This window comes from Streptomyces sp. NPDC031365, assembly GCF_055569765.1.
The window spans coordinates 1-25,612 of the sequence record NZ_JBVIIM010000051.1; the positions used below are offsets into that span (position 1 = coordinate 1).

The 25,612-nt window shown below is 70.3% G+C and carries 25 protein-coding genes and 1 pseudogene; 6 read left to right on the forward strand and 20 right to left on the reverse strand.

All coding sequences use genetic code 11. The features are described from left to right. Nucleotides 1-121: 121 nt before the first annotated feature. From ACZ5C2_RS37400 to ACZ5C2_RS37490, 19 genes and pseudogenes are all read right to left on the reverse strand, one after another. Nucleotides 122-583, reverse strand: a complete 462-nt coding sequence (locus tag ACZ5C2_RS37400) for an RRQRL motif-containing zinc-binding protein (protein WP_468801243.1) — start codon at nucleotides 581-583, stop codon at nucleotides 122-124. 291 nt (nucleotides 584-874) lie between these two features. After that, a complete protein-coding gene (locus tag ACZ5C2_RS37405; RefSeq protein ID WP_468801245.1) occupies nucleotides 875-1,645 on the reverse strand; it encodes a hypothetical protein in 771 nt (256 codons plus the stop codon). A gap of 122 nt (nucleotides 1,646-1,767) precedes the next feature. Next, the gene (locus ACZ5C2_RS37410; protein WP_468801247.1) at nucleotides 1,768-2,322 is read right to left on the reverse strand and encodes a DUF6197 family protein; all 555 of its coding nucleotides are present in this window, start codon (nucleotides 2,320-2,322) and stop codon (nucleotides 1,768-1,770) included. A gap of 93 nt (nucleotides 2,323-2,415) precedes the next feature. After that, nucleotides 2,416-2,562, reverse strand: a complete 147-nt coding sequence (locus ACZ5C2_RS37415; protein ID WP_158101671.1) for a hypothetical protein — start codon at nucleotides 2,560-2,562, stop codon at nucleotides 2,416-2,418. Between the two features lie 90 nt (nucleotides 2,563-2,652). Next, complete coding sequence (locus tag ACZ5C2_RS37420) at nucleotides 2,653-2,841, reverse strand: hypothetical protein (RefSeq protein ID WP_189985984.1); 189 nt, start codon at nucleotides 2,839-2,841, stop codon at nucleotides 2,653-2,655. 82 nt (nucleotides 2,842-2,923) lie between these two features. Continuing rightward, a complete protein-coding gene (locus ACZ5C2_RS37425; protein WP_468801249.1) occupies nucleotides 2,924-5,065 on the reverse strand; it encodes a chromosome segregation protein ParM in 2,142 nt (713 codons plus the stop codon). Nucleotides 5,066-5,149: 84 nt separating this feature from the next. Further along, nucleotides 5,150-5,569, reverse strand: coding sequence for a conjugal transfer protein TraB (locus ACZ5C2_RS37430; RefSeq protein WP_319130236.1), 420 nt, complete (start codon nucleotides 5,567-5,569; stop codon nucleotides 5,150-5,152). A 20-nt stretch (nucleotides 5,570-5,589) separates the two neighbouring features. Continuing rightward, nucleotides 5,590-7,815 (reverse strand): ATP/GTP-binding protein, encoded by a 2,226-nt coding sequence (locus ACZ5C2_RS37435; protein WP_468801251.1) that lies wholly within the window; start codon nucleotides 7,813-7,815, stop codon nucleotides 5,590-5,592. Nucleotides 7,816-7,944: 129 nt separating this feature from the next. Beyond that, a complete protein-coding gene (locus ACZ5C2_RS37440) occupies nucleotides 7,945-8,253 on the reverse strand; it encodes a hypothetical protein (protein WP_468801253.1) in 309 nt (102 codons plus the stop codon). Beyond that, nucleotides 8,250-8,726: a hypothetical protein gene (locus ACZ5C2_RS37445; protein ID WP_468801275.1), complete on the reverse strand. Its 477-nt coding sequence runs from the start codon at nucleotides 8,724-8,726 to the stop codon at nucleotides 8,250-8,252. The genes ACZ5C2_RS37440 and ACZ5C2_RS37445 overlap by 4 nt, the downstream gene beginning before the upstream one ends. Before the next feature lie 254 nt (nucleotides 8,727-8,980). After that, nucleotides 8,981-11,143 (reverse strand): DUF2637 domain-containing protein, encoded by a 2,163-nt coding sequence (locus tag ACZ5C2_RS37450; RefSeq protein WP_468801255.1) that lies wholly within the window; start codon nucleotides 11,141-11,143, stop codon nucleotides 8,981-8,983. A gap of 150 nt (nucleotides 11,144-11,293) precedes the next feature. Beyond that, entirely contained in the window at nucleotides 11,294-11,863 is a 570-nt protein-coding gene (locus ACZ5C2_RS37455; protein WP_468801257.1) for a DUF6197 family protein, read from the reverse strand. A 107-nt stretch (nucleotides 11,864-11,970) separates the two neighbouring features. After that, complete coding sequence (locus tag ACZ5C2_RS37460; protein ID WP_468801277.1) at nucleotides 11,971-12,162, reverse strand: DUF5999 family protein; 192 nt, start codon at nucleotides 12,160-12,162, stop codon at nucleotides 11,971-11,973. 189 nt (nucleotides 12,163-12,351) lie between these two features. Then, nucleotides 12,352-12,657, reverse strand: a complete 306-nt coding sequence (locus tag ACZ5C2_RS37465) for a WhiB family transcriptional regulator (RefSeq protein WP_468801259.1) — start codon at nucleotides 12,655-12,657, stop codon at nucleotides 12,352-12,354. 776 nt (nucleotides 12,658-13,433) lie between these two features. Further along, nucleotides 13,434-13,622, reverse strand: a pseudogene (locus tag ACZ5C2_RS37470) (hypothetical protein); the annotation flags it as partial. A gap of 356 nt (nucleotides 13,623-13,978) precedes the next feature. After that, entirely contained in the window at nucleotides 13,979-14,206 is a 228-nt protein-coding gene (locus ACZ5C2_RS37475; RefSeq protein WP_468801261.1) for a DUF5999 family protein, read from the reverse strand. Between the two features lie 154 nt (nucleotides 14,207-14,360). Beyond that, on the reverse strand, nucleotides 14,361-14,612 hold the full coding sequence (locus ACZ5C2_RS37480) for a WhiB family transcriptional regulator (RefSeq protein WP_468801279.1): 252 nt from the start codon (nucleotides 14,610-14,612) through the stop codon (nucleotides 14,361-14,363). Nucleotides 14,613-14,851: 239 nt separating this feature from the next. After that, on the reverse strand, nucleotides 14,852-15,349 hold the full coding sequence (locus ACZ5C2_RS37485; RefSeq protein WP_468801263.1) for an ATP-binding protein: 498 nt from the start codon (nucleotides 15,347-15,349) through the stop codon (nucleotides 14,852-14,854). A 419-nt stretch (nucleotides 15,350-15,768) separates the two neighbouring features. Then, entirely contained in the window at nucleotides 15,769-16,374 is a 606-nt protein-coding gene (locus ACZ5C2_RS37490) for a hypothetical protein (RefSeq protein ID WP_468801265.1), read from the reverse strand. A 703-nt stretch (nucleotides 16,375-17,077) separates the two neighbouring features. Between ACZ5C2_RS37490 and ACZ5C2_RS37495 the strand changes: the two genes are divergently transcribed. From ACZ5C2_RS37495 to ACZ5C2_RS37510, 4 genes are all read left to right on the forward strand, one after another. After that, nucleotides 17,078-17,833, forward strand: coding sequence for a GntR family transcriptional regulator (locus tag ACZ5C2_RS37495; protein WP_468801267.1), 756 nt, complete (start codon nucleotides 17,078-17,080; stop codon nucleotides 17,831-17,833). Nucleotides 17,834-18,148: 315 nt separating this feature from the next. Next, on the forward strand, nucleotides 18,149-19,165 hold the full coding sequence (locus ACZ5C2_RS37500) for a helix-turn-helix domain-containing protein (protein ID WP_468801268.1): 1,017 nt from the start codon (nucleotides 18,149-18,151) through the stop codon (nucleotides 19,163-19,165). Next, on the forward strand, nucleotides 19,162-19,752 hold the full coding sequence (locus tag ACZ5C2_RS37505) for a cysteine hydrolase family protein (protein ID WP_468801281.1): 591 nt from the start codon (nucleotides 19,162-19,164) through the stop codon (nucleotides 19,750-19,752). Before ACZ5C2_RS37500 ends, ACZ5C2_RS37505 begins: the two co-directional genes overlap by 4 nt. Continuing rightward, nucleotides 19,749-20,672: an FAD-dependent oxidoreductase gene (locus tag ACZ5C2_RS37510; protein WP_468801270.1), complete on the forward strand. Its 924-nt coding sequence runs from the start codon at nucleotides 19,749-19,751 to the stop codon at nucleotides 20,670-20,672. The genes ACZ5C2_RS37505 and ACZ5C2_RS37510 overlap by 4 nt, the downstream gene beginning before the upstream one ends. Nucleotides 20,673-20,713: 41 nt before the next feature. Here ACZ5C2_RS37510 and ACZ5C2_RS37515 read toward each other — a convergent pair whose 3' ends face one another. Then, on the reverse strand, nucleotides 20,714-21,355 hold the full coding sequence (locus tag ACZ5C2_RS37515; protein ID WP_468801271.1) for a hypothetical protein: 642 nt from the start codon (nucleotides 21,353-21,355) through the stop codon (nucleotides 20,714-20,716). Between the two features lie 788 nt (nucleotides 21,356-22,143). Between ACZ5C2_RS37515 and ACZ5C2_RS37520 the strand changes: the two genes are divergently transcribed. Both ACZ5C2_RS37520 and ACZ5C2_RS37525 read left to right on the forward strand, forming a co-directional pair. After that, the gene (locus ACZ5C2_RS37520) at nucleotides 22,144-24,564 is read left to right on the forward strand and encodes a hypothetical protein (RefSeq protein ID WP_468801272.1); all 2,421 of its coding nucleotides are present in this window, start codon (nucleotides 22,144-22,146) and stop codon (nucleotides 24,562-24,564) included. Between the two features lie 125 nt (nucleotides 24,565-24,689). After that, entirely contained in the window at nucleotides 24,690-25,520 is an 831-nt protein-coding gene (locus ACZ5C2_RS37525) for a hypothetical protein (protein WP_468801273.1), read from the forward strand. Nucleotides 25,521-25,612 lie beyond the last annotated feature (92 nt).

Sequence of the window (25,612 nt, forward strand, 5' to 3'; positions counted from 1 at the left end):
TGTCTTTGCGGTCCTCACAGGGTCGAGAGGGCGCAGCCCACCCCCCCCCCCCCCCCCCCCCCCCCCCCCCCCCCCCCCCCCCCCCCCCCCCCCCCCCCCCCCCCCCCCCCCCGGGCCCGCGTTACGCGGCCAGCCGGTGAGCGGCCAGGGCTGCGGGTGCGAGGTAGCTGCTGGGGTCCACGGGCGTGCCGTCGAAGCACTCGATGCAACAGCCGAGCTTCTTCGAGAGGCAGAAAAAGAACCGCCTCCCGCAGTCCCCGCAGGTCTGGCGAGCGGCCATGGCCCGGTCCAGGGCCCATTCCTGAGCGAGCGTCGGGACGCGCTTGGGCACGGCCAGGTCGACGCGGAGCAGGAAGCCGCGGGTGGGGTGGTTGCACGACCACTGCGGCCGGTACGAGCACCACTTGCAGCGCAGGATCGCGGCCGGGCCGTCGTTGCCGCCGGGGCTGAGGCCCATGTCCCTGAGCTGGCGCCGCGTGACGAGTCCTTCGGGGACCGTGCCGCGATCGAACTCCGGCAGGAACGCGTCCGAGCGGGGCACGCGCTTGATCTCGCGGCGCCGCTTCCTGCGCCTCCTGGGCATCAGCGGCTCCAGGCGCCGGGCAGCCGGTCGGGGCGCTGCGGGTAGCGGGGGCCGGGGCGCTGCGGGCGGGGCCGGCCGATCCGGCGGCGCGGGCGGGGGATGAGCACGAGTGATCTCCTCCAGTCGTCGGTGGGCAGCGCTGCGCCCCGTCGACGTGGTGCTGGTGTCGGCGGGGCGCGGCGGGTGGTGCGTTCGGCCGGGCGGCCTGTCCCGTCCTCGCCCGGCCCCTGGGTGCGGGGCGGGCGAGGACCGGGCAGGGCGTCAGGTCTTCAGCGGGTGCGGAGCGTGCGGTCAGCGCTGGAGCGGGTGGACGTTGTCGTCGAAGTCGTCGCCCGCCGGGGCGGGGGCGGGGAGGGTGGCGTGCAGGTGGAGCTCGGGGTTGAACTGCGGCATGAACTGCGGCGGGTGGTTGTGGACGATGGGCCGCAGGGTCAGACCGCGCAGCGCGAAGGCGCTGGCGAGCGCCCACATCAGGGCGGCGAGCCCAGTGGCGGCGGCGCGTCCTCCGGCCGGGGCGGCGGACCAGATCATGGCCAGGCTTGCCAGGCCCCACAGCGTCCAGGCGATGCGAGCGCCGGCGTTGCCGAAGAACCCGCCGATGAGCCCGAGCAGTCCGGCCAGTTGCCAGAACGCGTACAAGGCGGCGGGCGTGACGGTGAGGTGGGCGGCCTGGTCGGCGAGGAACGCCCGGATCGGGTGGTCGACCGTGCCCCACAGTCCGCTGCCGTCACCGGCGTCGGTGGCCTGGACGTCGGAGAGGCCCGTGAGTGTGGCGGAGGCGATGTCGCCGGCGGCGTCGACCATCATCACGATGAGGCTGAGCCCGGCGAGCAGTCCGGCCGTTTTGATCCACACAGCGATCTCGTGCCATCCGGCGTGCCGGGCCTGGAAGATCTCCTCCCACCGCTGGTGGAGGAAGCCGCCTTCCTCCCAGGACTTGCGCCAAGCGGTACGCAGCCGCGCCAGGCGCTGCGTGCCCTTGCGGGCGGGTGGCAGTTCGAGCTGGTCGAGGATGCTGTTCGGGCGGTGCTGGCCGTTCATCTGCCTGTCGTTGTGGGACATGGGGCAGTCGCTCCTTCGTCTGGGAAGTCGGTGGCGTGCGTGGGTGTCCGGCCGGGTGGCCTGCCCCCGCGTCCGGCCCCCCGGGTGCGGGGTTCGGGCGCGAGGCAGTGGTCCCGGAGCGGTTACAGACCGCGGGCGTCGGCGAGACCGGCGGCCTGGTCGACCATGCGGACGGGGACGCGGCTGCTGCCGTGGGCGTCGTTGAAGGACGGCACGGAGTCGACGTCGCCGAACTTGCGGCGGATCGCGTCCAGGAGCACGGCGGCCGCGTCGGCCTCCAGGCCGCTGTCGCCGCGGGCCTCGGCTCGGATGGCTCCGAGCATGCAGCGGGCGCCGTCCTCGTCGACCAGCGCGCCGGAGCACCAGCCGCCGGTGAGCAGCCGGTGGTGGGCGCGCTGCAGAAGGGCCGCGACCGGCGTCGGGTAGGACTCCGGCGGCGGCTGGAGCGTCGGGGTCAGCGGAACGGTGACGACGTCGGACAGGTCCACGGGCTCGGTGGGGATGTGCGCCGTGTTGACCTCGTAGGCGACGGCCGCTTCGTCCAGACGCGCGGTCATCGCCGCTTTGATGAACGTCAGGCGTTCCTCGAGGGTGAGCTCCGCCGGCGGCGCGGTCGAGGCGGGCTGGGTGGTCGGGGCGGGCGGGTCTATGGCGGGGCTGGCCGGGGTGTGGGACATCGCGGGCTCCAAGCGGGGGACGCCGAAGGGCGCCGCCGGATCGTTCTCCGGCGGCGCCCTTTGGCGTCGTGCAGCGGGGGAGGGGGAGGGGCGCTAGTCGTCGGGGGTGTAGTTCAGCGCGCCGCAGTTCCAGCAGTCCCATTCGTCGGGGACTTCGACCAGGTCGCAGCAGTCGCACCCCACGCCGTGCACCACGCAGTCTTCGCCGCAGCGCCAGCAGGTGTAGTGCAGGTGTGCCATGCCCTTGTCCCTCCCCGGGTCTGTGGTGGGGCCCGACAAGAGCATGCGCCCGATACCGGCGCTTTACTGCTGCGTTGGCGAAACTGGTGATCAGAGGCTGGAGAGCAGTCCGGCGATCGAGGCGAGGCCGCTGTTGATGGCCGGGGCCAGGCCGGTCGCGGCGAGGGTGAAGCCGAACAAGGTACAGGCCAGCATGGAGCCGAAGCGGACGTGGCCGCCCTTGAGTAGGACGGCGACGATGATGCCCAGCAGCACGGCGGCGGAGAGGGAGAGGGCCACGGCGGGTGGTGCTCCTTCGAGTGTCGGGGTGGGGCCGGCCGCGCTCGGGCGGGCTGGCCCCGTGGATGGATGGGGATGGGGTTCAGGCGTCGGTGAGGCTCTTGATGGCCTCCAGCGCCTGGCGGGGTGAGGCGACCTGCGGCTCGGAGCGGCGGCTGCCGCGCTTGCCGCCGCCCTTGCCGCCTCCTCCCCCTCCGCCGCCGCGGCGGCGGGACTTGCCGTCACCGTCGTCGTCCTCGTCGGGCTCGGGCCAGAACTCGCCGGGCCGCACGGGCTCGTTCCAGTCGAACCACAGGCCGCGCTTCTCCAGCTCGCTGATCTCGTAGTCGGTGAGCCGGTTGACCTCGTTGGGGAACAGGTTGGACAGGTCGGTGTCGAAGTCGGCGTACAGCGACCGCATGAGCACGGCGCGGCCGTTGTCGAGGACGATGACGGCGACGCCGCCCGTGGAGACGCCGTTCTCCGGGTCGGCCTCGCCGCGCATGGCCCGCTCGATCGCGGAGCCTTCGCTGCGGGAGTAGCGGGCCGGGATGGTCGGCACGTCGTAGGCGTTCTCCATGGTGCCCTCCGCGGCCTTGCGGGTGGCGCCGGGCGAACCCATGTTGAAGATGACCGGCCTCGAGTTCTGGCGCAGGTTGTCCTTCATCTCGGTGGAGAAGCCGTTGTGCGCGAAGGGCGACTGCCCGGCCGGGTTGAAGCCGATCCCGTACTTCAGGCCGGTGACCGTGAGGTCCTCGCCGTCCTTCTGGATGAACTCACCGAAGTCCGCGTCCTGCGCGGCGGTCATGAACTCATCGCCGTAGACGTTGAGCTGCCGGTACGGGCAGCGCGGGTCGCCCGGCTTGTAGTCGTGCGGCTGACCGTCGTGCGGCCAGGGCATGTCCGCCCGGATCTCGCACAGCGCCTTCGCCGCCCGCAGCGAGCGGGCCATCCACAGGGCGTTCGAGCCCTGCCGGTCGATGTACTTACCCAGCACGCTCGTCTTCTCGTCCTTGCGGACGGTGCCCAGCCACACGACCTGGCCGTCCAGGGACTGGGCGGCCATGTGGATCGCGAAGAACTGCGTCTTGCCGGACCGGGACACCCCCAGCGTGAGGCCGTGGGCCGGGGCATTCTTGTCGTGCTGGTACACCATCGTCTTCACCGGCTGGCCGGTGATGGTGAACCCGCACACGTACATGCCCTTGGCGTCCGGGGTGAGCAGCTCGCGGGTGGCGGGGAAGATCGCGGACAGCGGCGGGGTGTCGAACGCGCTGATCAGGAACTCCGAGCCGTCGATGAGGACGAAGACACAGGAGTCGTCCTCGGGCAGGTCCAGCGCCCGGCAGACCTTGGGCAGGTCGATGCGCGGGGACTCGGTGGAGTCGCTCATCTTCGCCCGGTAGAAGGTGACCCCGCGCTCGTTGTCGCGGGTCTTGTGGACCAGCTCGGAGCCGGGGGCGCCGCCCTTGGGACCGGCGACCCGGTCGATCCAGCGCTCCTGGTCGGTCGGCTTGGTACGGCGCCGGGCGTTGGCCTCGGGGGTGATGCGGGCCTCCATCCAGCCGGGTCCGCCCTGGCGGCCGGGCTGGGCCGGAATGTCCGCGAGGACGACGTCGCTCGCGGGCACGGCGAAGGCCGCGCCGACGGCCTCGGGGGACAGGCCGGTGATGGGCCGGCCGGTCTCCGAGGCGCGCAGCAGCAGGATCATGTCGTGCCGCATGCCGGGCATCCGGGTGGCCTTGACGACGTGGGTGCGGGCGGGCATCCCGGCGCGCTCCCACATCATCCGCGCCTCGCGGGTGAGCAGGTCCGCACCGTCGTCCGGCATAGCCGGGGACGGCTCCGGCGCTGCGGCGGGCTGAAGCTGCGGGGCCGGGGCGGCGACGGCGGGACGGTGCTGGCGGCGGGCGTGCCGGGAGAACGGCAGCACGAAGGAGCCGGCCGCCGCCCATCCGGCGGCGAGCAGTCCGTCCAGCCAGTACGGGCCGAAGCCGCCTGTGTGCCCGGCGGCGACGTCGACGGCGGCGGCCAGGACCAGCGGCGACCAGCGCAGGATCTTGCGTCCGGCGCCGGGCTCGTCGCTCTTGGCGGCGAGGAAGATGCCGCCGATCGCGGCGGCGCCGGCCAGCTGCACGACGGAGCTGACGGGGCTGTCGGGGTAGACGTTCGGGGCCACGGCCAGCACGGGCGCGGCGAGGGTGTAGGCGAGGCGTTCGAGCGCGACACTGCGCGGCGTGGTCACCGGTGGTCTCCTTCGCAGAACGGGCACGGGCGGCCCCGCACTGTGTGCGGGGCCGCCCGTGGTGAGGGGTGGTGGGGAGTGGGGTCAGCGGTTGAAGAAGCCCGGGCGGGGCGTCTTCTCGCGCCGGTTGGAGCGGATGTCGTCCAGCGCGCCGTAGAGCTTGGCGTGGGTGCGCCGGGTCTCGTGGGTGAGGTCGGCGGTCTCCTGGGCGGTGTCGGACAGCGTCTTCACCTCCCGTGCGGCGCCGTCCAGGGCGGTGGCCACATTGGCGGTGAGGCTGACGAACTTCGGGTCCAGGTCGGCGTTCTCGATGTCGGTGGCGACGCTGTCGGTGTGCTTGGCGTTGGCCTGCATGCTGCGCCGCAGTCCCTCGAGTTCGAGGGTGGCGTCGTCCATGGCCTTGCCGAGCTTGTCCAGCTTGGCCTGGACGGCCTTGTACCGGTTGTCGTCGTCGGCCACGGCGGGCGCCGCGCTGGTGTTGCGGGGTGCCAGGTCGCTGCTCATCAGCGGGTTTCCTCCAGGGCTTAGTCGTGGTGGGCGGCGGCCGACGCGTGCTTGAGGCCGGCGTCTTCCTTGGCGGCCATGTCCTCGCCGTAGACGCGGGCGACCATCCCGGCCGCGAGCTTGGCGGCTTCCTTGGCGAGGCCGCACTGCTCGGCACAGCGCTGGGCCTGTCCCTTCATGCGGGCCGCGGAGTCGGCCAGGTCCGTGATCAGGTCGGTGACGGCGGTGGAGATGTTGTGGTCGCCGACCAGGTCGGCGGCCATGTCCCGCAGGGCGTCGGCGACCTTGGCGAGGGCCTCCATCAGGGCTTCGGCGCGCTCCTGGTCGGAGGCGGCCTTGATGGCGATGTTCGCCATCTCCACCAGGTACTGGTCGAACGTGATGTCCGTCCGGTGCTGGGCTCCGAGGCCGCCCGCGCCGGACGGCCTGCTGACTTGCGAGCTGCTCACGCTGTTCCCTTCCGTGCTAGTGGGGGATTGGCTGGTGCCGGGCCGCGCGGTGTGCTTCTCCGGCGCGGGCGGCAGGCCCTTGACGCCGGTGGTCACGGCCGCGGGGGCGTCGGGGACGATGTCCGCGTCGACGATGTCGTCCTCGCCCTTGGCTGCGGTCTTGGGCGGGCGGGTGTCGTGCTCGGGCCACTCCACCGTCGGGGTGGAGTCCTCCGCACCGAACGGGCTGTCCGCCGGCCGCTCACGGCGTCCGGTCCGGCGGCTACGGCGAGGGCCGCGGGTGCGGCGACGCCGTCCGGCCCCGTCGGTGTCGGCGATGCGGCGTCGCCGGAACCGGCGGCGCTTCTTCTTCGAGCCGTCAGACGGCTCGTCACCGGCCTTGGAGTCCTTGCCCGGCTCATCGGACGCCTTGTCGTCGTCGTCCTTCGTGGCGCTGGAGGCCCCGTCAGGGCCGTCCTTGGCGTCCTTCTCGCCCTTGCCGTCCGTGCCCTTGTCCTTGGCGGCCTCCTCCTTCTTCGCCTTGTCCTTGTCCTTGGTAAGGCTGACCTTCTCCGTGCCGGCCTTGCCGTCCTTCGCGGCCTTGGCGGCCTCCGTGTCGGCGCGGCGCTTGTCCCAGCGGCGCTGGGCTTCCTCGCCGACGGCCTTGCCGAGGGTCGTGCGGCCCGGCTCGGAGGACGCGGCGGCTTCCCGCTTCGCCTTCCGTGCCGCGTCCCGCTCCGCCTTCTTGGCCCGGCGGTCCTCCCAGGCCTGCTGCCGCTGCGCGCGGGCCTGGTCCCGGTTCTTGGTCCGGTCGGCGACGCCGGCGGCGTGACCGGCGGTGCGCCGTTCCTGCCGTCCTGCCTGCCGGGTGCCGGCGCGCTCCTGGCGGCCGCGGGCCCGCTCGGCACGGGCGTTGGAGGCCGGGCCGTGCTGGCCCCGGCCGCCGTCGCCCTTCGAGCTGCCGCTGCCGCTCCGGTGGGAGCTGCCAGAGCCCTTCTGAGAGCCTTTCGGGCCCCCGGCGGTCCCGCCGCGCCCGGAGTTGGGTGTACGGCCGCCAGAGGAGCGGTCAGGGCCCTTCGTGCCGCCCTTGCCGCTACCGCTGTCCCCGGAGCCGGAGCCGGAACGCCCTGCGGTGCCGCCGGAGTTGGAGCCGCGCGAGGAGTTGGGCCGGTTCGTTCCCGAGCCGGAGTTGCTGCGGGACGGCCCGGTGCCGCCCCCTCCGCCGCGCGAGCCGCCTCCGCCGCCGGCCTTCGAGCGGCCCTTGTCCGCGCCCAGGCCGGAGCTGGGCGACTTCATGCGGTCGGCGTCGGCCTTTCCGCGCGCCGCCGCTTTGTCGCCCTTCGCTTTCATCATCGCGGCGTGGAGTTTTCCGTTCTGCTCCATCATCGCGACTTCCTGCGCGGTGCGGCCCTCCAGCAGCGCGGCCTTCCGCGCTATTTTGGCCTCACGGAAAGGCGCTTCACCCTCGTGAAGCGCCCGCGCCCTTTCCAGCCGGAATTCCAGCCAGTCACCGAGACGGTCAGCGAGAGAACGAGGCTGCTCGTATTCGCCTTCCTCGTATTCGCCGTCATCTTCACCGGTTTCCGGTGCCGTAATTCCTTCCGAACGCAGCGCCGTAGCCGGGTCCGGAGCAGCCGGAATCGGCGGCAATTCCATCGTCGTCTCCTCCGGGTTCTCCGGGGGAGCCTCCGGAATGTCTTCCGGCGGGGGAATGGTGTCGATGAAATCCGGGATCGGCGGCAGCGCGTACGAGGAATCACCGCTCCAGGGGCCATGGACCAGGGTTCCGCCGCCGGCCTCATCGGAGTCGTCGGACACGGTGCACCTCCCTCCAGGGGGACTTGACAGACAGTGGGGTCTCGTGTGCACGCGCGTGCACGTGCACGTGTGCACGCTTTACGCGCGCGATGCCCCGCCGGAGCCCGGCGGGGCCTTCATTGGTGACGCTCAGTTACGCGGGCCGTGCTGCTTGAGGACGGTGTCCGCGTACTGCATGAGGTGGTCGAACAGCCGCGGGTCGCCCGCCTGCCGCCTCTCCAGGACCAGCTTGAAGAGGCGGCAGACCAGCGTGAATCCGGCGATGACATCGCCGCGACCGGCTTTGACTTCCTTGGTGATTTCGGACCGAGTAAGGCGCAGCCAGAATTCCATCCGGCCGATTTCCCCGCGACTCTCGATCGCCTTGCGCTCTTCGTCCTGCAGCCAGCTCATCCGCCCTTGAATGGAGCGTTCGACGCTGGTGAGGGGGCGCGTCACGCCGACTCCCTGTTACCCATGTCGTAAATCGACGTGGGACCACCATAGCTGAGATTCTGGCTCTGCGCACCCTGCTGCGGCGGATTCGGCGCGGCCTGGAGCGGCTGCGGGTTCTTCTTGCGCTGCTTTTCCAGCTCCTTTTCCTTTCGCTTTCGGGCGGTATTTGCGACCGCCTCATCGTGGGCGCGGCGCTTGTAGGCGCCCTTTTCGAGGCCCTTGGTGACGGCCTCGACGTTCTTCAAGACGTCCTTGAATGCCTTTTCCACGGGCTGGGCGCGCAGCCAGGCGTCGAACCAGCGGTCGCCCTCGACGTGGGTGTCGCGGCAGTGGACGCGGATCTCCTGGGCGAGGGTCTCCAGGTTCTTGCCGATGTCCAGCAGGACCCGCTGAACGTCGGCCAGGTACCGGGCGGTCGCCTCCGGGTTCTGCGCGACATCGCGCAGAGGCGAGTAGTTCGGGTCGTTGCTGCTCATGCGAGAAGACCTCCGGGTCTCGGGGTTGGGGAGGGGGAGTCCGTGCTCCCCGAGGCTGTTGCGCGGGGTTGGGGTGGTAGTCGGAACGAACCTCGCCCGCACCGCTTCCCGGGTGGGCGCGGTACGGGCGAGCGGCCTGCCGGCCGTGGCCGTCACCGGTCCGCGCTCAATGAGCGAGCGCGAGCCGGTGGCGACCATGAGCGGCAGGGGTTCTGCCAAGAAGGTGAGCGCGTCGGCGCTCACCGGGCGCTCACCTACGCGCCCGGGGCGGCCTCTTCGACCTGAGCGCGCAGGCGCTGAGCGGTCGGGCGGGAGACCGGCTTGTCGGACAGCCCTGCGTCGGTGAGCGCGTCGCGGATCTCCCGCCACTCGGGACGACGCCCGAGCTCGGTGTAGAGCAGACGGATACGAGCGTGGCGGCGCTCGGTAAGCGCCTCCGTCTCGCTGCGCGTACGAGCGTCCTCCGCTCGCTGAGCGTCCGCCTCACCCGTGGCGCGCTCACCCTTGTGAGCGCCGGAGGTGAGCGCCGGGCGCTCACGCTCACCGCGAACCTCCCCGCAGGTGAGCGCGCTCACGTCGGGGTGAGCGCGCTCGGTTTCCTCACCGAGCTCGACCGTGTGAGCGTCCTCGGGGGCGAGCGTGTCGGCGAGCGCGGCGGGCGCGCTGCCGAGCTTGAGCGCCATCCGCTGCTCCAGCGGAGCCTTCCAGCGCCACAGCAGACCGTGCTCCTTACGCAGCCGCGCTCGGATCCAGGTCTCCTGCTGGAGGCGGGAGAGCGCGTCGTCGTAGGAGGTGATCTCCCACAGGATCATCCGGCGGCGAAGGCGAGCGGTGGGGATCGGGGCGAGGATCCAGCGGGAGCGGCGCACCGTCTCCATCCGCTTCTTGCCGGTGACCGCGCCGATCCGCGTGGCGTACACGTGGGAGGCGATCTCTGAGAAGATCACCCACAGCAGGGTGAGGGCGGCGTGCCCGAGGCGGCCCGACGCGGAGTCCGCCGCGTTCCAGTTGAGGTAGACGGTCACCGCCGTCAGCGCGCGGGGCACCCAGCGGATCCAGCGCAGTTCCATGCCCATGCGGATCAGGACCAGGTTGGCGCCGGTGAAGGCCGGGATGGCGACGTCGATACCGACCGGCAGCAGCCACGGCCACTCCCAGCCCCATCCGGCCGCCTTGGTCTCCAGCGCGGTGTAGGAGGAGAGCAGACCGAGGGTGGAGACGACAGCGGCCGCGAGGACGATCGCGACGACCAGCACCAGTTCCTGCCCGGACAACGGCGGCACCCCGCCGACGGGCCGGGCGTCGGCCCGTGCCTGGCGGCGCTTGGCGCGTGATTCGGTCCGGATCTCCCGGCGGCGGGCCCGCTGCACGGTGCGCTGCGTCGCCGCCTCCATGACCCGTTCGGCCTCGGCTCGGGCCTGCGAGGCGGCGGCCTGGTCGGCCGTGGCCTTCGCCGCTGCCTCCCGGGCCGTCTTCGCATCCGCTTCGGCCTGCTCACGCAGTCGGGTGACGTCCTTGTCGGCGGCGGCCCGCAGCTCCTCAGCGGAGGTGCGGGCGTCGTCCAGGGCGCGGTCGGCGTCGGCACGAAGGCCGGCGGCCACCTTCTCCGCTCCGGCCCGCACCTGTGCGACCTGGTCGTCAGCGCTTTCGCGCATCCGGTCGGCCTCGCCGCGCGCCCGCTCCAGCACCTGTTCGGCGTCGGTGGTGGCGCGAGTGCGGGTCTCCGCAGCGGTGCGCTCCGCAGCCGCGAGCAGCTCGGTGCGCCTGGTCTCCGCGTCGGCGAGGGCCTTCGCGGCGGCCTGCGCCGCCTCGGTCTTCACCTGCTCCGCCTGCGCGGCCGCCGTGGTGGTGACCTCTTCCGCATGGCGGCGGGCGTCGGCGAGCAGCTCCTCGGCAGCCGCCTTGGCGTCGGTGAGGACCTGGTCGGCCTTGCCGGTTGCCGTCGTCGTGACGGTGTCGGCCTCGAGGCGTGCGTCGGCGAGCAGCTGCTCCGCCTTCGCTTCGGCGTCGGCGAGGACCTGCTGCGCGTCGGCGGCCGCGGTGCTCGCGGCGTCGCTGCGGACCTGGTCGGCGTCGGCCTGGGCGGCGGCGAGGACACGGGCCTGCTCAGTGGTGGCCGCCTCGGTGATCGAGGCCGCCTGCGAGCGGGCGCCGTCCAGAAGTTCGGCAGCGCGGGTCTCGCCGTCGGCGAGGATGCGCGCGGCGTCGTCGGCGGCCTGGCCCCGGAGGTCGGCGGCGCGGTCGGTGGCGTCGGCCAGGACCGGATCGGCCTCCGGGAAGACCAGCGGCACCGTCTCCTCGGGCGCGAGGGCCTGGGCGGGAACGGAGGCCGGCGTCGCCGGTGCCTTGGCGCGCCCGTTGCGGGGCTTCGGGTTCGCCGCGGGGCGCCTGCGGCGGGTGGCGGGCTTGGTGGCCACGGAATGTCCTCTCTTTCCGGGCGCCTCCGAGAAGGGGCACCGTGGATCTGCAGCGGTGGGTAAGGTCGTGACCAGGCCCTCCGAGGCCCCGGCAGCTGAATTGCCGGGGACTCGGAGGGCCGTCGTCTTGGTGCGGTCAGCGTCCGGGGATCAGGCGGCCGCTGTTTCCTGGCCGGGCCCGTAGGTGCGGGCGAACCGGGCGCCCGCGGTCAGCAGGGCGGTGATGTCCGCGTGGGTGCGGTGCCGCCGCTCCGACCAGGGCGTGGCGCGGGCGGAGTCGGACCCGGTGTGGGCCTGGATCACCCGGTCCAGGACGCAGTCCGCCACGAAGGCGGTGTCCGTGTCGCCGTGGGCGCCGTCCTCGCCGACGTGGCGCAGCGCGGCGGCCAGGGGCCGCTGCGGGTCGCTGTCGCTCTCCTCGCGCACGAACCGCAGCAGCTCCCGGAGCATCGCCTTGACCGTCATGGAGTCGTCGTCGGGGAGGTCCGCGCCGCTCGACCGGTCCCGGTTGTAGTTGTAGGCGCGGATCCAGCCGTCCTTGTCCAGCAGGGCGATGGTGGCCTCCAGGTGGTGGGCCACGGCCTCGCCGGAGGACTCCTCGCCGGACGGGCCGATCCACACCGGCAGGTACGAGTCGGCCGTGATCTCCTGGGCCTTACGCAGCGTGGCGTCGGTGAACACGATGGCGGGCGTGGCGGGGGTGTTCGTCGTCTTGGGCATGTGAGCCTCTCTCAGGGGTCGTTGGGTCCGGACTGTCCGGCTCCCTGTCACCGCCCGATCCGGCCGCCACGAGGTTCAGCGGTCGGTGCGGGCGGATCGGGCAGCTGTCAGGCCGCGGCCACGAGGGGCCGGTGCGGGGCGATGACCTTGCCGTCAGGGAGCAGCTCGCCGGTGTCCTCGAAGAGCAGGACGTCGTTGCACAGCAGGCTCCAGCCCTGCTCCGGGTGGCCGGCCACGACGGCGGCGGCCTCGCGGTCCGGGCTGTCGGCCGACGGGCACTTCGGGGTGTGCGTGCACAGCGAGTCCGGCAGCCGGGTGCCGGTGACGGTTGTGGTGGTGCGGTCCATGAGCTCTCCCGAGGAGGAAGGGAGCCCGAGGCTTTCCCGGGCTGGAGGCGTGCGAAAGACCGGCCGCCCGTCGTGTGGGCGGCCGGTCGATGGCAGTGCTGCGGGGCGGGCCAGAACTTGCCCGCCGGTCCCGTCCAGCGGTCAGGCGTTGGCGCGCTTGCGGGCGGCGCGGCGCTTCATCCGGTGCCGGTCGTCCTCGTCGAGGCCGCCCCACACGCCGTGCTCCTGGCCGTTCTCCAGCGCCCACTGCAGGCAGCGCTCCATGACCGGGCAGCGACGGCACACGGCCTTCGCCTCCTCGATCTGGAGCAGCGCCGGGCCGGTGTTGCCGATCGGGAAGAACAGCTCGGGGTCTTCCTCGCGGCACGCGCTGCGGTCGCGCCAGTTCGTGTTGACCGGCAGGTCCGCGTCGGGCGCGTAGCTGGTGCGTACGATGTAGCGGTTCATCAGGGCCTCCAGAAGGTCCGTACGGCAGCCCCGGGGGCGCAATCCCCGGGGCTGTTCACGTGTTGCGGCCGGATGGCCGGAGCGGGGATGAGCTCCCGGCGCTCTCCGCCGACCCCGCCCGGGACGGGGCGGGGACGACGGGCAATGCCGGGGGAGTCAGCGACGGTTGTTCTCCGACCGCTTGTTCTGCTCAGCGTTCTTACGCGAGAGCTCCTCGCGCTCCGCGTCGGTCAGGCTGAGGACGGCGTTCACCGGACCGTCTCCATCTCGGAGAGGGTGCGGCGGGCGCGGCGGCCGGCCTTCGCGGCCCGCGCGTCGCCGTCGACCACCAGGTGGCGGACCAGCCGGTGGAGAGCGACGGTGCGCTCGCGGTCCGGGCCGTTCGCCGGGGCGGGGATGGTGCGTGTCATGCTTTGCTGCATCAGGTCCTCCGATTCAGGTCCTGGACAGCCCCACGGGCCGCAATCCCAAGGGCTGTCGCGATCACTCCCCACTTGGGGAGTCGACTGCTGTACGAGCAGCCACGGCCCCGGTCGCCCCTTCGATGTGGGGCGGCCGGGGCCGTGGTCAGGCGTTGACGCGGAGCGGCTTGGTCGGGACCTGGGGGCCGCGGTATTCGGAGACCGTGCCGTCCAGGCGGGGGCGGCACTGGTTGTTCGCCGTCTCGACCGTCTCGCCGCCGCGCTGGTCCACTGCGCCTTGCGGGTGGCCGGTGCCGACTGCTTGCGGGCCTCGCGGCGGGCTGGCTCTTCCTTGCGTACGAGGACGTAGCGGTGGGCGAAGTCGCCGAAGCCGCGGTCGACGGCGAGCTCGCGCACGGCGGCGTACGAGCCGGAGAAGCCGATCGCGGCGATGACGGCGGCACCGGCGACGACGACACCGATCAGGATCCAGTGCAGTCTGCTCAGTCCGTTGGGCGTGCCATCGCCGTTCGGCTCAGGGGGCGGAGGGCTGGGGCTGTTCATCATCAGCTCCTTGGGCTGGTGGAACGGAGGCGGAAGCCGGGCCCGGTACGGGGGGAGTGGTCGCACCGGGCCCGGCAGCAGGAAGGTCGGCCTCCCATCGGGGAGGCCGACCTTGGAGCGTGGGGATCGGGGGAGGTCCCTGCAGCTCCCCGCCGTCCCCGACGTACGCAGCCGGGGGCGACAGGCAACACAGGGGGTTCAGCTCTGGTCGGTCGCTCGGTCCTCGGCGGGCGCGCCGGAGCCGGCGGCCGCGGCCGTCACGGAGCCGACGACCAGGACCAGGACGAAGATGAAGGTGATCAGGAGCGCCACGGCAGATGCCCTTCGGTTGTCGGATCGTGGGAGCCGGTTCGGGGTCAGGCTTTGGCCAGGTGCAGGGCGTCGGTGGGGCGGTGCGGGGCGATGACACGGCCGTCGGGCAGCAGCTCGCCGGTGTCCTCGAAGACGAGAAGCCCGTTGCACAGGAGGCTCCAGCCCTGCTCGGGGTGGCTGGCCACCGTCTGGGCGGCCTCCCGAGCGGGGCTGTCGGCGGGCGGGCAGTACGGCGTGTGCGTGCACGGCTGGGTGGCGGAGGTCTCGGGCATGGACGAACTCCCTTGTGAGTGGGGGACGGTGTGGACCGGGGGGCGCGGCGTCGGTGTCGTCGCGGCGGGCGGTCCCTGCGTTCTCCGCCGCCACCGGGCCGACGGTGGCCGGGCCGGTGGCGACGGGCTGGGCAGGGCTGCATGTCGTGGTTGGTCAGGCGCTGGTCTGGCGGGCCCGGTTGCGGGCGGCGCGGCGCTTCATGGAGCGGCGTTCGTCCTCGCTGAGGCCGCCCCACACGCCGGAGTCCTCACCGGACTCGAGCGCCCACTGGAGGCACCGCTCGATGACGGGGCAACGACGGCAGACCGCCTTGGCCTCCTCGATCTGCAGCAGCGCCGGACCGGTGTTGCCGATCGGGAAGAACAGCTCGGGGTCTTCCTCCCGGCAAACGGCCTGGTGCCCCAGTCGACGCCGGCCTCGGAGGCGGGCATGTGGGCAGCGGAGAGGCTGACGAGGTCCTGGATGTCCTGCATGGGGTCCTCCGTTGGGATCGCAGATGCGGGCAGCCCCAGGAACGCGGAGTTCCTGGGGCTGCGGGGGAATGGGGGCGGCTGGGCGCGGTGATCTCCGGCCCCGCCAGGTGCGGTGGCGCTGCAGTGGCAGAGGCTGACCTTCCGACCGTCCGCCCCGTAAGACAGCTGGTGTCACTCAGACCGGAGGCGGCACCTGATCTGCTTGCCGAGCGGCGACGGCTCGACCGTCCAGTGATCGGTCAGCAGGTCGAGCAGGTGCAGACCGCGTCCGGACATCGCCTCGGCGCTGTCCAAGGCGACATCGCGGCGGTCCGGCTGCCCCGGCACGGCGTCGTGAACGATCACCTCGACGCCGGACGGGACGGCATACACCTCGGCGATCAGCGGGACGAGCTCGTTCTCCGAGCTGGCCCGCAGCACGTTGCCCATCAGCTCGGACACCACGAGTTCGGCGGAATCAGCGAGGCCCAGGCCCGCGCCGTACGTCGTCGCCACCGAGCGGGTCAGCGCGCGAACAGCGCTGAAGGCCTCCGGGGAGGCCGTCATCTCAGCGCAGAAGCCGTGCCGCCGCTCGGTCAACGCCAGCCCCGGCACCTCTTCGGGGACCACGAGTCGTTCGTCCACGGCCGCGGCGTGCAGAGTGCCGGTACCGAAGACAGTGACCGTCACCGGGTCCCACCCCTCTGGTCGTGCTCCCTGGCCCGGCGCAGCGCCTCGTCTTCCTGGCTCGGGTGCTCGTCCCCCTGTGCACCAAGCGGCGCGCGGGATGTCATCATGTTCCTCAGCAAGGTCGTACTTCCTCTCACCTGAGATGGGCGGACGATCGACAACGGCCCCGGGACGCACCCCGGGGCCGTTCTCGTTGTTCGGTTTTCCTCGGGCTGGGTTGGCCTCCCCTGGCGGAGGCCAACCCAGCAGGGCTGCTGACCTGAAGTGGTCCTGCTACCCCCTGCCATCGCCGCACGTCACACGGGCGGCGATCACAGGTGACGCAGGAGGGTGCTGGTCTGGCTGGAGCCCACCCGCCTGGGGGAGTGGACGGGCGGGACAACCACCGAGCCAGGCCAGAAACCCGGAGGCGGAGAGCGCTAGAAGCGGATCGGCTCCAACGGCACGTTGGTGTGATCGTTCGGGGAGTCGGCGCCTGCAGGACGCTGTGCGCGTTCGCGGTCGGTACGGCGAACGTCGCGCTCCACCCGGCGCCAGTCCGACGCTCGCCGAAGGGCGATACGGCGGTCACGACCGCGCTCCCAGCTCTGCTCTTCTCGCTGCTCGCGGACCTGTTGACGCACTACGTCTTCGCGGGTCTGCTCCGTCCATGCCTTCCGCTCGGCCAACTCGAAGCCCATCGGGCAGAACTGGCCGGTCTTGCAGTCGGCGCAGGCGACACGGTGACGGGCGACTGCCTGCAACGCCCGCTCCAGCGCCGCCAATCCGGCACGGCCCGCCTCGCTTTGGGCCAGGATCCGCGGCATCCGGCACCGCTTGCCGCCACTGCAGATCTTGCAGCCAGCCTGGTGACGAGCGATCGCCTGCCGCGCCCGCTCAAGCGGCGACAACTGCGCCGTGTGCGACATACGGTGGACCGGCTGCCCCGACGGAGGAGCCGGCTTGTGGAACTGCTGCTTGCTCCGGCGGGCACCGGCCTCAAGGGCACCCTCGACCAGAGCGGCACCCCACTCCTCGACGGTCATGTCGAAGACGATGCGCCGCGCGCTTCCCGAGCACCGCTTCCCGGGCTGCGGGTAGTGCGGTGTCAGGAGACTGCGCTTGATCGAGTGCCAGCCCTCGCACTCCGGGCAACGGAGAGTCGGAACCTCTCCTTCACGGAGGTTGACGTGCTGGGGTCGGAAGTCGCTGAGCCGGTACGGGGGCAGCTTGCTGACACGCAAGACGAGCTCCTAGGCGGGGGGAGTGACTGGGTTGCGTTCCCTGCCAACCAGGAGCCGTACAGCGGAAACCCGCAGTCGGATCGTGGAGGACAGGCAGCGCAACTGCTGTCGGGCTGCCCTGCTCAAACCCGTCGGGGGACATCGTGTCGACTCGGTGGTCGGTCACCCCGGCGCCGCATGTAAGCGATGGCGAGCAGGCTGCGCTATGCGGTTGGTCGTACGTCGGGATCGGAACTCACGTCCGTTCCCTACCGGCCCTGCCTACGGCGGTTCCGGGTGGAGGTCCGGCCTCGAGACGGCGTCAACTCAGCGCGCCGAGACGGTAGTCCGCTCCTCCGCACTTCGATATCGAAGCTGCTTCCAGTAGAGGCTATGCTCACTATCGAAGTCAAGAGCTTCGATATCGAAATACACCCAAGGGGGTCACAGATCAGCGACCTGGGCCACCACGACGCTGGCGCTAGACATCGAGGCACCTAGGATCGCTAGCGAGGTGAGGAGTCGTATGGCGGATGAATCGGGCGACGAGCAGCCCAAGTACCTGCAGATCGCTGACGCCCTGAAGGCGGCGATCGAGCTGGGCACGTATGGCCCCGGGGCCCGGTTGCCGGGGGAGAACGTCCTCGCGCCGCAGTACGGCGTGTCTCCGATGACCGCCCGCCGAGCACTCCGCATGCTCACGAGCCAAGGACTCGCCGAGTCCCGGAAGGGGGCCGGCTTCTTCGTTCAGGCCTTCCATCCCATCCGGCGACGAGGCATTCAACGCCTGGCACGAGATCAGTGGGGGAGCGGCAAATCCATCTGGGCCGCAGACGAGAACCGACCGTTGGATGTCGACCAAGTAGCCGTTAAAGAGCTCATCCCCCCGGCTCACATCCAGCGCATGCTGGGACTGAGCGATGAGGAGACCGCCTGCGCACGGTCGCGGCGCTACACGCTCGACAGGCGTCCGGTCATGATCGCGACGTCGTACCTGCCGTACAGCCTTGTGGCAGGGTCGGCGATCACTCAGGCGGATACCGGGCCGGGTGGGGTGTACGCGCGACTCGCCGATCTTGGGCACGCCCCCGTGCACTTCCGCGAGGAGATCCGCGGCCTTCTGCCCACGAGCAAAGAGGCAGTCGCCTTGGAAATGTCCCTCGAGCGTCCTGTGCTCAAGATCTGCAGGACGGCGTTCGCCGAGGACCAACGCGTGGTCGAGGTTAACGAGATGACACTTGATTCGGCTTCGTACGTCCTCGACTACGAGTTCGACGCCTGACGACATGGGGGCTACCGACCGATCACTGAATGGCTGGATCCGTTGCCAACTAGCTTCAGGCGCATGGACTGTGAGCGAGATGCCCCCGCATAGCAGTGGTGTGGACTTAGCGTGGCAATACGGCCTCTGCTGCCTGTTCAAGGACCCGTCTGGGGGTGTGTAGTGATCGCTGTGGATCGGTGGACAGGTGAAGAGGGACTGCTGCTGCGGTCGGTGAAACGCCAGTCCGTCCGCGATTTCGCTGACGACCTCGGCATCAGTCCCCGGACGGTCTCTCACTGGCGCGAAGACCCAACTCGCGAGTGCCGTCCCCATATGGCACAGATTCTCGACGCGGCGCTTGCCCGGTGCACGCCGGAAGAGCAGGAGGCCTTTCGCTTCCGGCTGGCGGCACAGCGCGGGGAACCTGTTAGTGCCGCAGGGGCTGAGGTGGCCCAGCCAGCACCGTGCACCGTTGTCTCCTACAAGTTCCTGCCGGTGTACCTGGGGGAGCAACTCGGATCGCTCTACGCTGCTGGCGTGCCCCGACCGTCGGGCCCGGGAGGCCTTGAGCAGCGGGTTCTGCCTGGTGAGCACCGGACGGCACACGCCTCCACAGTCCATGTCTTCGCGTGCGGGATCGCGTTGGCGCTCCTGGAGGAGCACCAACGCGTCGAATCCCTGACCGAGTTGGCGCTGTGGAGATACAGGTCGTACCTGACGGATCGCGCCTGGGTCGGTCAGCGCATGACGCACCTGTTGGAGCAGCACAGCCCCGCCGGGACAGTGATTGGTCCCTCGCCGGACCCGGAATACGTCCTGAGCGTGTACGAGTTACGTAATCACTCATGGACGAAGACGGAACTCGATCCCGCGTTGCAGTTGCTGACGACGCCGTCGGTCCTCGTCAACCGGCAAGACCCACAGAACATCCGGCCTCTCGGAGCCGGTGTTGAGGACGCGAAGTTCCACGAAGGCTGGGCGCACCCGGAAGCGGTGGCCTTCGACGGCGGTGCCTCGAGGGGAGTGGCCGGCTGGTCTGGAGTGTCCTATCACCCGCAGCCGGACGAGCGTGCCCTGACGACGAGCCAGATCGTTGCCCTGGAGTTGGACGTCCAGGCGCTGTGGGCGCTGTCGTCGCACATCCTGCGCATGATCGAAGAAGGGCAGGACCCGGTGATGCCCCCGGCGTACGGGTGGCGCTTCCTGCGCGGCGCGTACGTCCGGCTGACGACGGCAAGGCCGACGGAGACCGCCCAGCATCGGGTGATGCGCGAGGCGATCCTTGCCACGAGCGAACTCCCTGATCGGCTTCGCGCCGCCCAGGATGCACTGCGAGACAGCAACCCATAACAGGCATATGGAAGGCGGACTGGGTGGAACCTCGTTCGGCAGCGCTGCTGGTCATCGATGTACAGCAGGGCTTCGTCAACCGGCACAGCCGTGGAGTTCTCCCCGCGATCGTGCAGCTCATTGAGAGCTGGCGGGCAGCGGGCGCACCTGTGGTGTTGACCCGGTTCCACAACAAACAAGGTTCGCCCTACGAAACGATCACAGGGTGGACCCGGCTGCGCTCGCCCGAGGAGCAGGCTCTCGCTACCGAGCTCGCTCCGTTCGCCGCCGATGCGACCGCCATCATCGACAAAAACCAGGCCTCCGTGTTCACGCCCGAGGGAGCTCAGCTCATTCGGGCTGCGGGATGGACCGACCTGGTGCTGTGCGGGATCGACACGGACGCGTGCGTGTACGACTCGGCTAGGGACGCCTACCACAACGGGTACCGGCCGTGGATCGTCACCGACGCCTGCGCCTCCACCGGCGGAGCCCAGTACCACGACGCGGCGCTTCTGATGGCAGCACGGAACATCAGCCCGAACCACCTGGTCACCAGCGAAACTGTCCTTTCCCGCATCACCGGACCCAAGGGAGCGTCCGCATGAATGCACGGGCATGCGACACCGACGTCCTCGTGGTCGGCGCCGGCCCGGCCGGGGTAGCGGCCGCGGTCATGGCAGCCAGCCTCAACCTCCGGACCACGGTGTTGGACGCCGGACCCGTAGGCGGCAAGCTGCACAGAATCAGCGCTCTGGGAAACGTACCGGGCAGTTGGACGACCGGCCCGCAGCTCGCCGAGGCACTGGCCGCGGACCTTGAGCGCCTGCAGAGGGCAGGCCGCTCCACACTCGAGCAAGGCCGAGCAGTAAAGGCCAGCGGACACGCCGACCGAGCCGAACTCACCCTCGCGGACGGCCACGTGCTCACTGCGGAAACCATCGTGGTCGCCACTGGCGTGACCGACCTCGCTCCCTCCGACGTGGAGTGGGTAACCGCTCCCTCCGAGTTCTCCGCTCCACCACTCTGGCGCGCCACGGCGCAGGAGCTCAGAGGCCGAACGTACGTCCTCGGTGCTGATCGCCCACTCGGAACCTGGCTGCGAGCTCACCCGAATGTGACGACAACACTGCATGTGCTGTGCCCACCGACCGACAGATACAAGGCAGCCGAAGTCGAGGACGACCCTCGCGTACGAATTCTCCCCGTTTCACAGGTCGCGATTACCAAGCCCAGGTACGGCGAGGGCTGGACGGTCGAGGGGAAGGGCCACGACGGGGCCAAAACGATCTACTCCGTCACATCAGTGCTCAACAATCTCGGGAACAAGCCGGCTGCACTGGCTGGGCTCGTCTCTGACGAGGACGGCTACTGCCGGCCGGACCAGCAGCACCGGCGCATTCGAATCGCAGGAGACCTTCGGTCTGCGCGCTTCCAGCGCATAGCCACCGCACAAGGCTCGGGAGCCGAGGCCGTGCTCGCCTACTACTACGACACAAGACTGCCTGGCGGAGGCGGGACTCGATGACATTCCCGAAGCGCTGGGCACCACGATGCCGCCATCAGCCGTCAGCGCGCCCCGACGGCGAACGGAGCCACCAGGTGAGCCCCCAGGTCTCGGGGCGGTTCAGGCTCCTGGCTGGTGACGCCGGTTGGCCGGAGGGCGTCCAGGGCGGCATTGAGCGTGGACGAGCGGCGATTCCAGCGCTTCGGAGCAATCAACTTGAGCCTCGGCGCGCCGGACGGGGGCATGACCTGGCTCATGCAGTCGATCACTGGGACGAGCCCGAGGTTATGGGTGAAAAGCAGGACAGGCTTCTTCGCGACGAGCGAGCGGAGTTCGAGGCGGGCTACGGGACCGAGGACGTGGACGCGACTACCGAGACGCTTAGGCCGGCCGATGACGACGAGGCCGTCGAGCTGGTCCGCAAGCGTGTCCCACTCGTAGGAGCCTTCCTCGAAGGCCGAGCGGTAGTGAAGAAGTTCGACGCCTTCGGGCAGGTCCTCCGTGATGCGCTTCAGCCAACGCTGCCAGTTCGAGTCGTTGACGGTCTTGGGACTGGCGCTGACGTAGACGCGGACCGGCGTATCGGAGCCGCGGTCTGCGGCGATGCGATTCATGGCCGCGATGTACCGGCGCTGCTGGTCAGGGCGAGCGAAGGTCTCCACATCGAGGGGATCGTCGTGCCTCGGCTTCTGCGTCGCATGCATACCGCTCATGATGCACGGGCGGTGCCCTGCGTGTGGAGCGGGGCAGGTCAGCGACTGGTTCTGGCACCCCGTCAGGAAGCGCTCGCCCATTGGCGACACGAGCGGTACCGGGGTGTCTTTGTGGGATCTCAGGGGAGTACCGTGTCCCTGAATAAGATCCATATAGACATGGTTAAGCCCCGCGAGGTGGTGCTCCGGGGCACGGCCGCTGACCTATCCAGGGAAGGTCTCGACATGGAGCAGGGTACCCGTACCCTCCGACAGACACACTCCAAGGCACCCGCTGTGGCAGCGATGACGCGTGCATCGCTCCGGCGGGGTGCCTTCTTTGTCTTCCCGCGCCGATCCAGCTGCGGGTGCACCTCCGCCCCGGAAGGGGGCGAGATGTCGTAGTCGTCTGTGGCGGCGCCCGTTGAACGGGTCTTAGAGCCGCCGGGACGCCCGGCCACCCAGGTGATTAGCGGTCACCTCGGCTGATGGCGTCCCATCTGCCACCAGAGGGTTTGCCGACCCCCTGAAGGGATTGTCCGTCCGGTTAGCGGCCGGCCGAACAGTTCGATCTTGGTTCTCCACGAACCAGCGCCAAAGGCGCCTTTTTCATGCCCACCTCGATGTCAAAGCGAGGCAGGAACCATGTTGCAGCATCGTGCTGGCCTTTGTCAGCCTATCCATGCCCGGTTGGCGCATTTTGCGCCGTCTATCCGGTCACAGTTTCCCCTTCGGTCGGCCACCTCGCCGTGCCAGCGGACTGGTGCTGCCACCCGTGCGCGGTTCGCCAGGGTGTCCAAGTGAGCGCCGTGGCGGTGCCCGCCGCCCGCCGACGTTCGCCGCGACGTCGTTGGCTGCACTCGGTGCCGGTGATGGCGGGACCGGCTGCGAAGCGCGGTCCGGGACATTCCCTAGCACTCGGCCAGGATGCTCGTTCCCGCTCGGCGACCGCCGTACGGACGCTGCTGGACAGTCCGGGCCTTGAGGAGGCGTCGGACCCGGTGCGGCTGGCGGTGGTAGTGCTGGCTTCCCGTACGCCGTCCGAGACCGGCGTGGTGGAGATCCGCGCTCGTGAGCTGGGCCGGTGGCTCGGGCTGTCGGTGTCCAGGGTTCGGCATGCGGTCGTGCCGGGCCTGCGTCGTTCCGGTGTGGTGGATGTCGACACGCTGACGGGCGAGTTCGGCGAGGACTGGGGTCTGACTTGCCGGGTGCTTCCGATGTGGGAGGCCCAGAACAAGGTCGGGCATCCGTTGCGGTTGACGAAGCCGGAACTCGCCACGTTGCTGCGGCTGATGGAGGCCCTGATGGCGCCGGGCTGGGCGCACCGGGATGGGCGGGTGACGCCGGCCGGGCTGCTGGGTGCCCGTACGGGGCATGGTGCTGCGACGGACCGGCTCGCTTTGCTGCTGCTGGTGCTGGAGGCGGGGGAGACGGGGCGGGTGCGGCTGTGCGGTGGCCGGGTCGATAAGCGCTACGGCCGACCGGTAGCGACTCTGGCCCGGCTGCTGGGGCGCTCGCTGTCGCAGGCGGAGCGGGTTTTGGAGAGGCTGGAGGGCGCCAGGCTGGTGGAGCGCCCGCGGCGGCAGACTGTGTCTGGCCTGCGGCAGGCGACGCGGCTGGTGGTGCCGGCGGTTGCGGCCGCGCACGGCGGCCGCCAGGGAAGCGCGGATGCTGCTGATGGCCTCGTTGGAGACCTCGCAGGTACGGCATGGCCTAGTGAGAACCTCCTTCCGCCGACAAAAGCACAGGTCAGCGGGACCCGTGGGTGGTGTGGGACTGATGAGGGAGACCTCGCGACTACGGCATCCCTTCACACTGATCACTCTTCTGTGGCTGATGTGTCTTCTGAGGGTGCTGATGGTCTTGGGTTTTCCGGCTACGCCGATCCGGGGTTCTGTGATGAGCCGGAGAGCGCGTACACGCACGAGAGCCAGGCTGCGGACGCTGCAGATGCCTCGTCCCAGCGGGCGATCGGTGGAGATGGCCCGCTGCGCGGGGAAAACCAGGGAGAGTGTCCAGGTGGGGGATTGCCGACGGCAGGCTCGGAGAGCCCTTTGCGGCTGAGGGTCGTGGATGGTGCTGGTGAACAGCGGCAGCAAGAGCGGCGGGTGGCTGACCTTGGCGATCTTCGTTTGCAGGTCGCTTTGGCTCCGGTGGCCTACCTGTGGGGGCAGCTCCGTCGCGGCCAGCAGGCCGTCGCCGTTCGCGCTGCTGAGCAGGCCCTTGGGGCCTTGTCCGGGATCGTGGACCCGAAGGCAGCGCCGCGCGTGCTCGCGGCCCGGCTCACCGATCGGCTGGAGGAGGTCGGGGGCGAGGCCCGGGTACGCGATCCGATGGGCTGGCTGCTTGGTCGGGGCCTGGTTCAGCGCCCTGCCTGCCCAGACCTGAGGTGCGACGACGGCATCCGCCTGGACACCGGCACCGACTGCCCGACCTGCGGAAATATCGTCCAGACGCGGCGCGCGCTGCGGGCCCGGGTCGCGGCCGGGGTCGAGGCCGAAATGCTGTACAGCGATCCGGCCGCGCGCCGTGCCGAGGCCGAGCGGCGCCTGCGCGAGGAAACCGCCCTCGAGGAGCAGATGGCGCAGGTCCGCCGTGCTCGGGCCGAGCGTGAGGTTGAGCAACGTCAGCGGGCGATCACGCGGCGCCGTGCCCTCGAGGAAGAGGCGGAACTGGCCCGGAGGCAAGCGTCGTGTGCGGACTGCGGGCTGCCCGAATCCGCTGGCCTGTGCCCGGTGTGCTCCTACTGGCGGCGCTCCGAGGAACTCGTGCGGGAGGCGGTCGATCTGGCGGTCGCCGTGCGGGCTGACCTCCTGGACGCGGCCGCGGTCGACAGGCTCACCCAGCAGTGCGAGGCGGACACCCGTCGCCTCCTGGCGTTGGCGTGCGAGCGAGCCTGCGGTCCGGACGCCGATCCGGCTTGGGCAGCGTTCACTGCGCCGCAGGTGACGCAGCAGATCCGGGACGAGCGGCGCGCGGCCGCGCTGCGTCGGCTGCTCGGGTCGCCGGAGGCGGTGGCGGAGGCTGACGCGGCGTACGAGGCGTGCCTTCGGCGCTGGGGCCGAGGCGCCGAGGCTGCTGCAGACGAGGCCGCGGACGCGGCGGGCCGCTGCACCGCCGAATTCCTCCTGCGCCAGCGTCTGGGCGAACTGCGCGCTGCCCGCCAGCGCGCGACTGCTGCACCTTCCCCCGCGGACAGGGTGTCGGTGGATGCGGCCTAACCGCGGTGACTCTTGGGAGCCCTGCGACGGTGATGTCGGTCCACAGCACGGTGGCGCGGCCGCTGTCGCCTCGCTACCGGCAATCCCGGAGCGCTTGACGATCCCGCGGCCCTATCGTCTCGGACATGGATTCAGAGCAGTTGAAAAGTTCATCTCAAAGATGGATGAATGCGGCGCTGGCGGCCTTTGTCGAGGGGCCCGAGAGCTACGACTTCGCCGTTCACCACTCCGGCGTCGCGACAGAGCACCTGCTCAAGGCCTACCTCGCTGGAATCCACCCGGCTCTGATCGTCGACGGCCGGCACTTCGACTCGTTGCTCCATGCCACAGGCCTGGGCTCCCACGCAGCTCCTCTGACCAAGGTCAAGACCATCGGCCTTGCTGAAGCCCATGAGCGGGTTCTGAGGCTGCTTCCCAGGAAGATCCCGATCGACAAGAAGGCCCTCGAGCCCCTGGCGGACGCCCGCAATGGGGTTGCCCACAGCGCGATACACGACTCGGCACAAGCTGAAGCGGTGTTCACGGTCTGCTTGCGCCTCGTCGACCCGGTTCTCGAAGAATTGAAAGTCGATCCGAACAGCTACTGGGGCCCCTACCGCGTCCTGCACGACAAGCTGGTCGATGAGCAGGTGCGGCAAGAGCGTGTCGCGGCGGAAGCTCTGCTGGTCAAGGCACGCTCACTGTTCGAGCAGCGCTTCGGGCATATGTCACGCAAAGAGCGTGATGTGGTTCTGGCCGCGATCACCAGCCAGCCGTTGATCACCATGAGCCGGGAAGCGCCGAAACAGTGCCCCGCCTGCGGTTCTCAGGGGTGGGTGGCTGGTCTAGTGAACGTCCAGGGCGTCGCCGGCCAGGAAAGGGTCTACCTCGTTCCTTATGGATTCCACTGCGCGGCATGCGACCTCGAAGTGAGCAGCAAACTTCTCTTTCACCTGGGCGACCTGGACGAGGACTGAAGCTTCCCCTTGATCATGGACACCTGGAGACTGGGATCTTGAGGTTCCAGAGGAAGTAGCACCAGGTGGGAAGTAAGTACACGAAGCGGTAC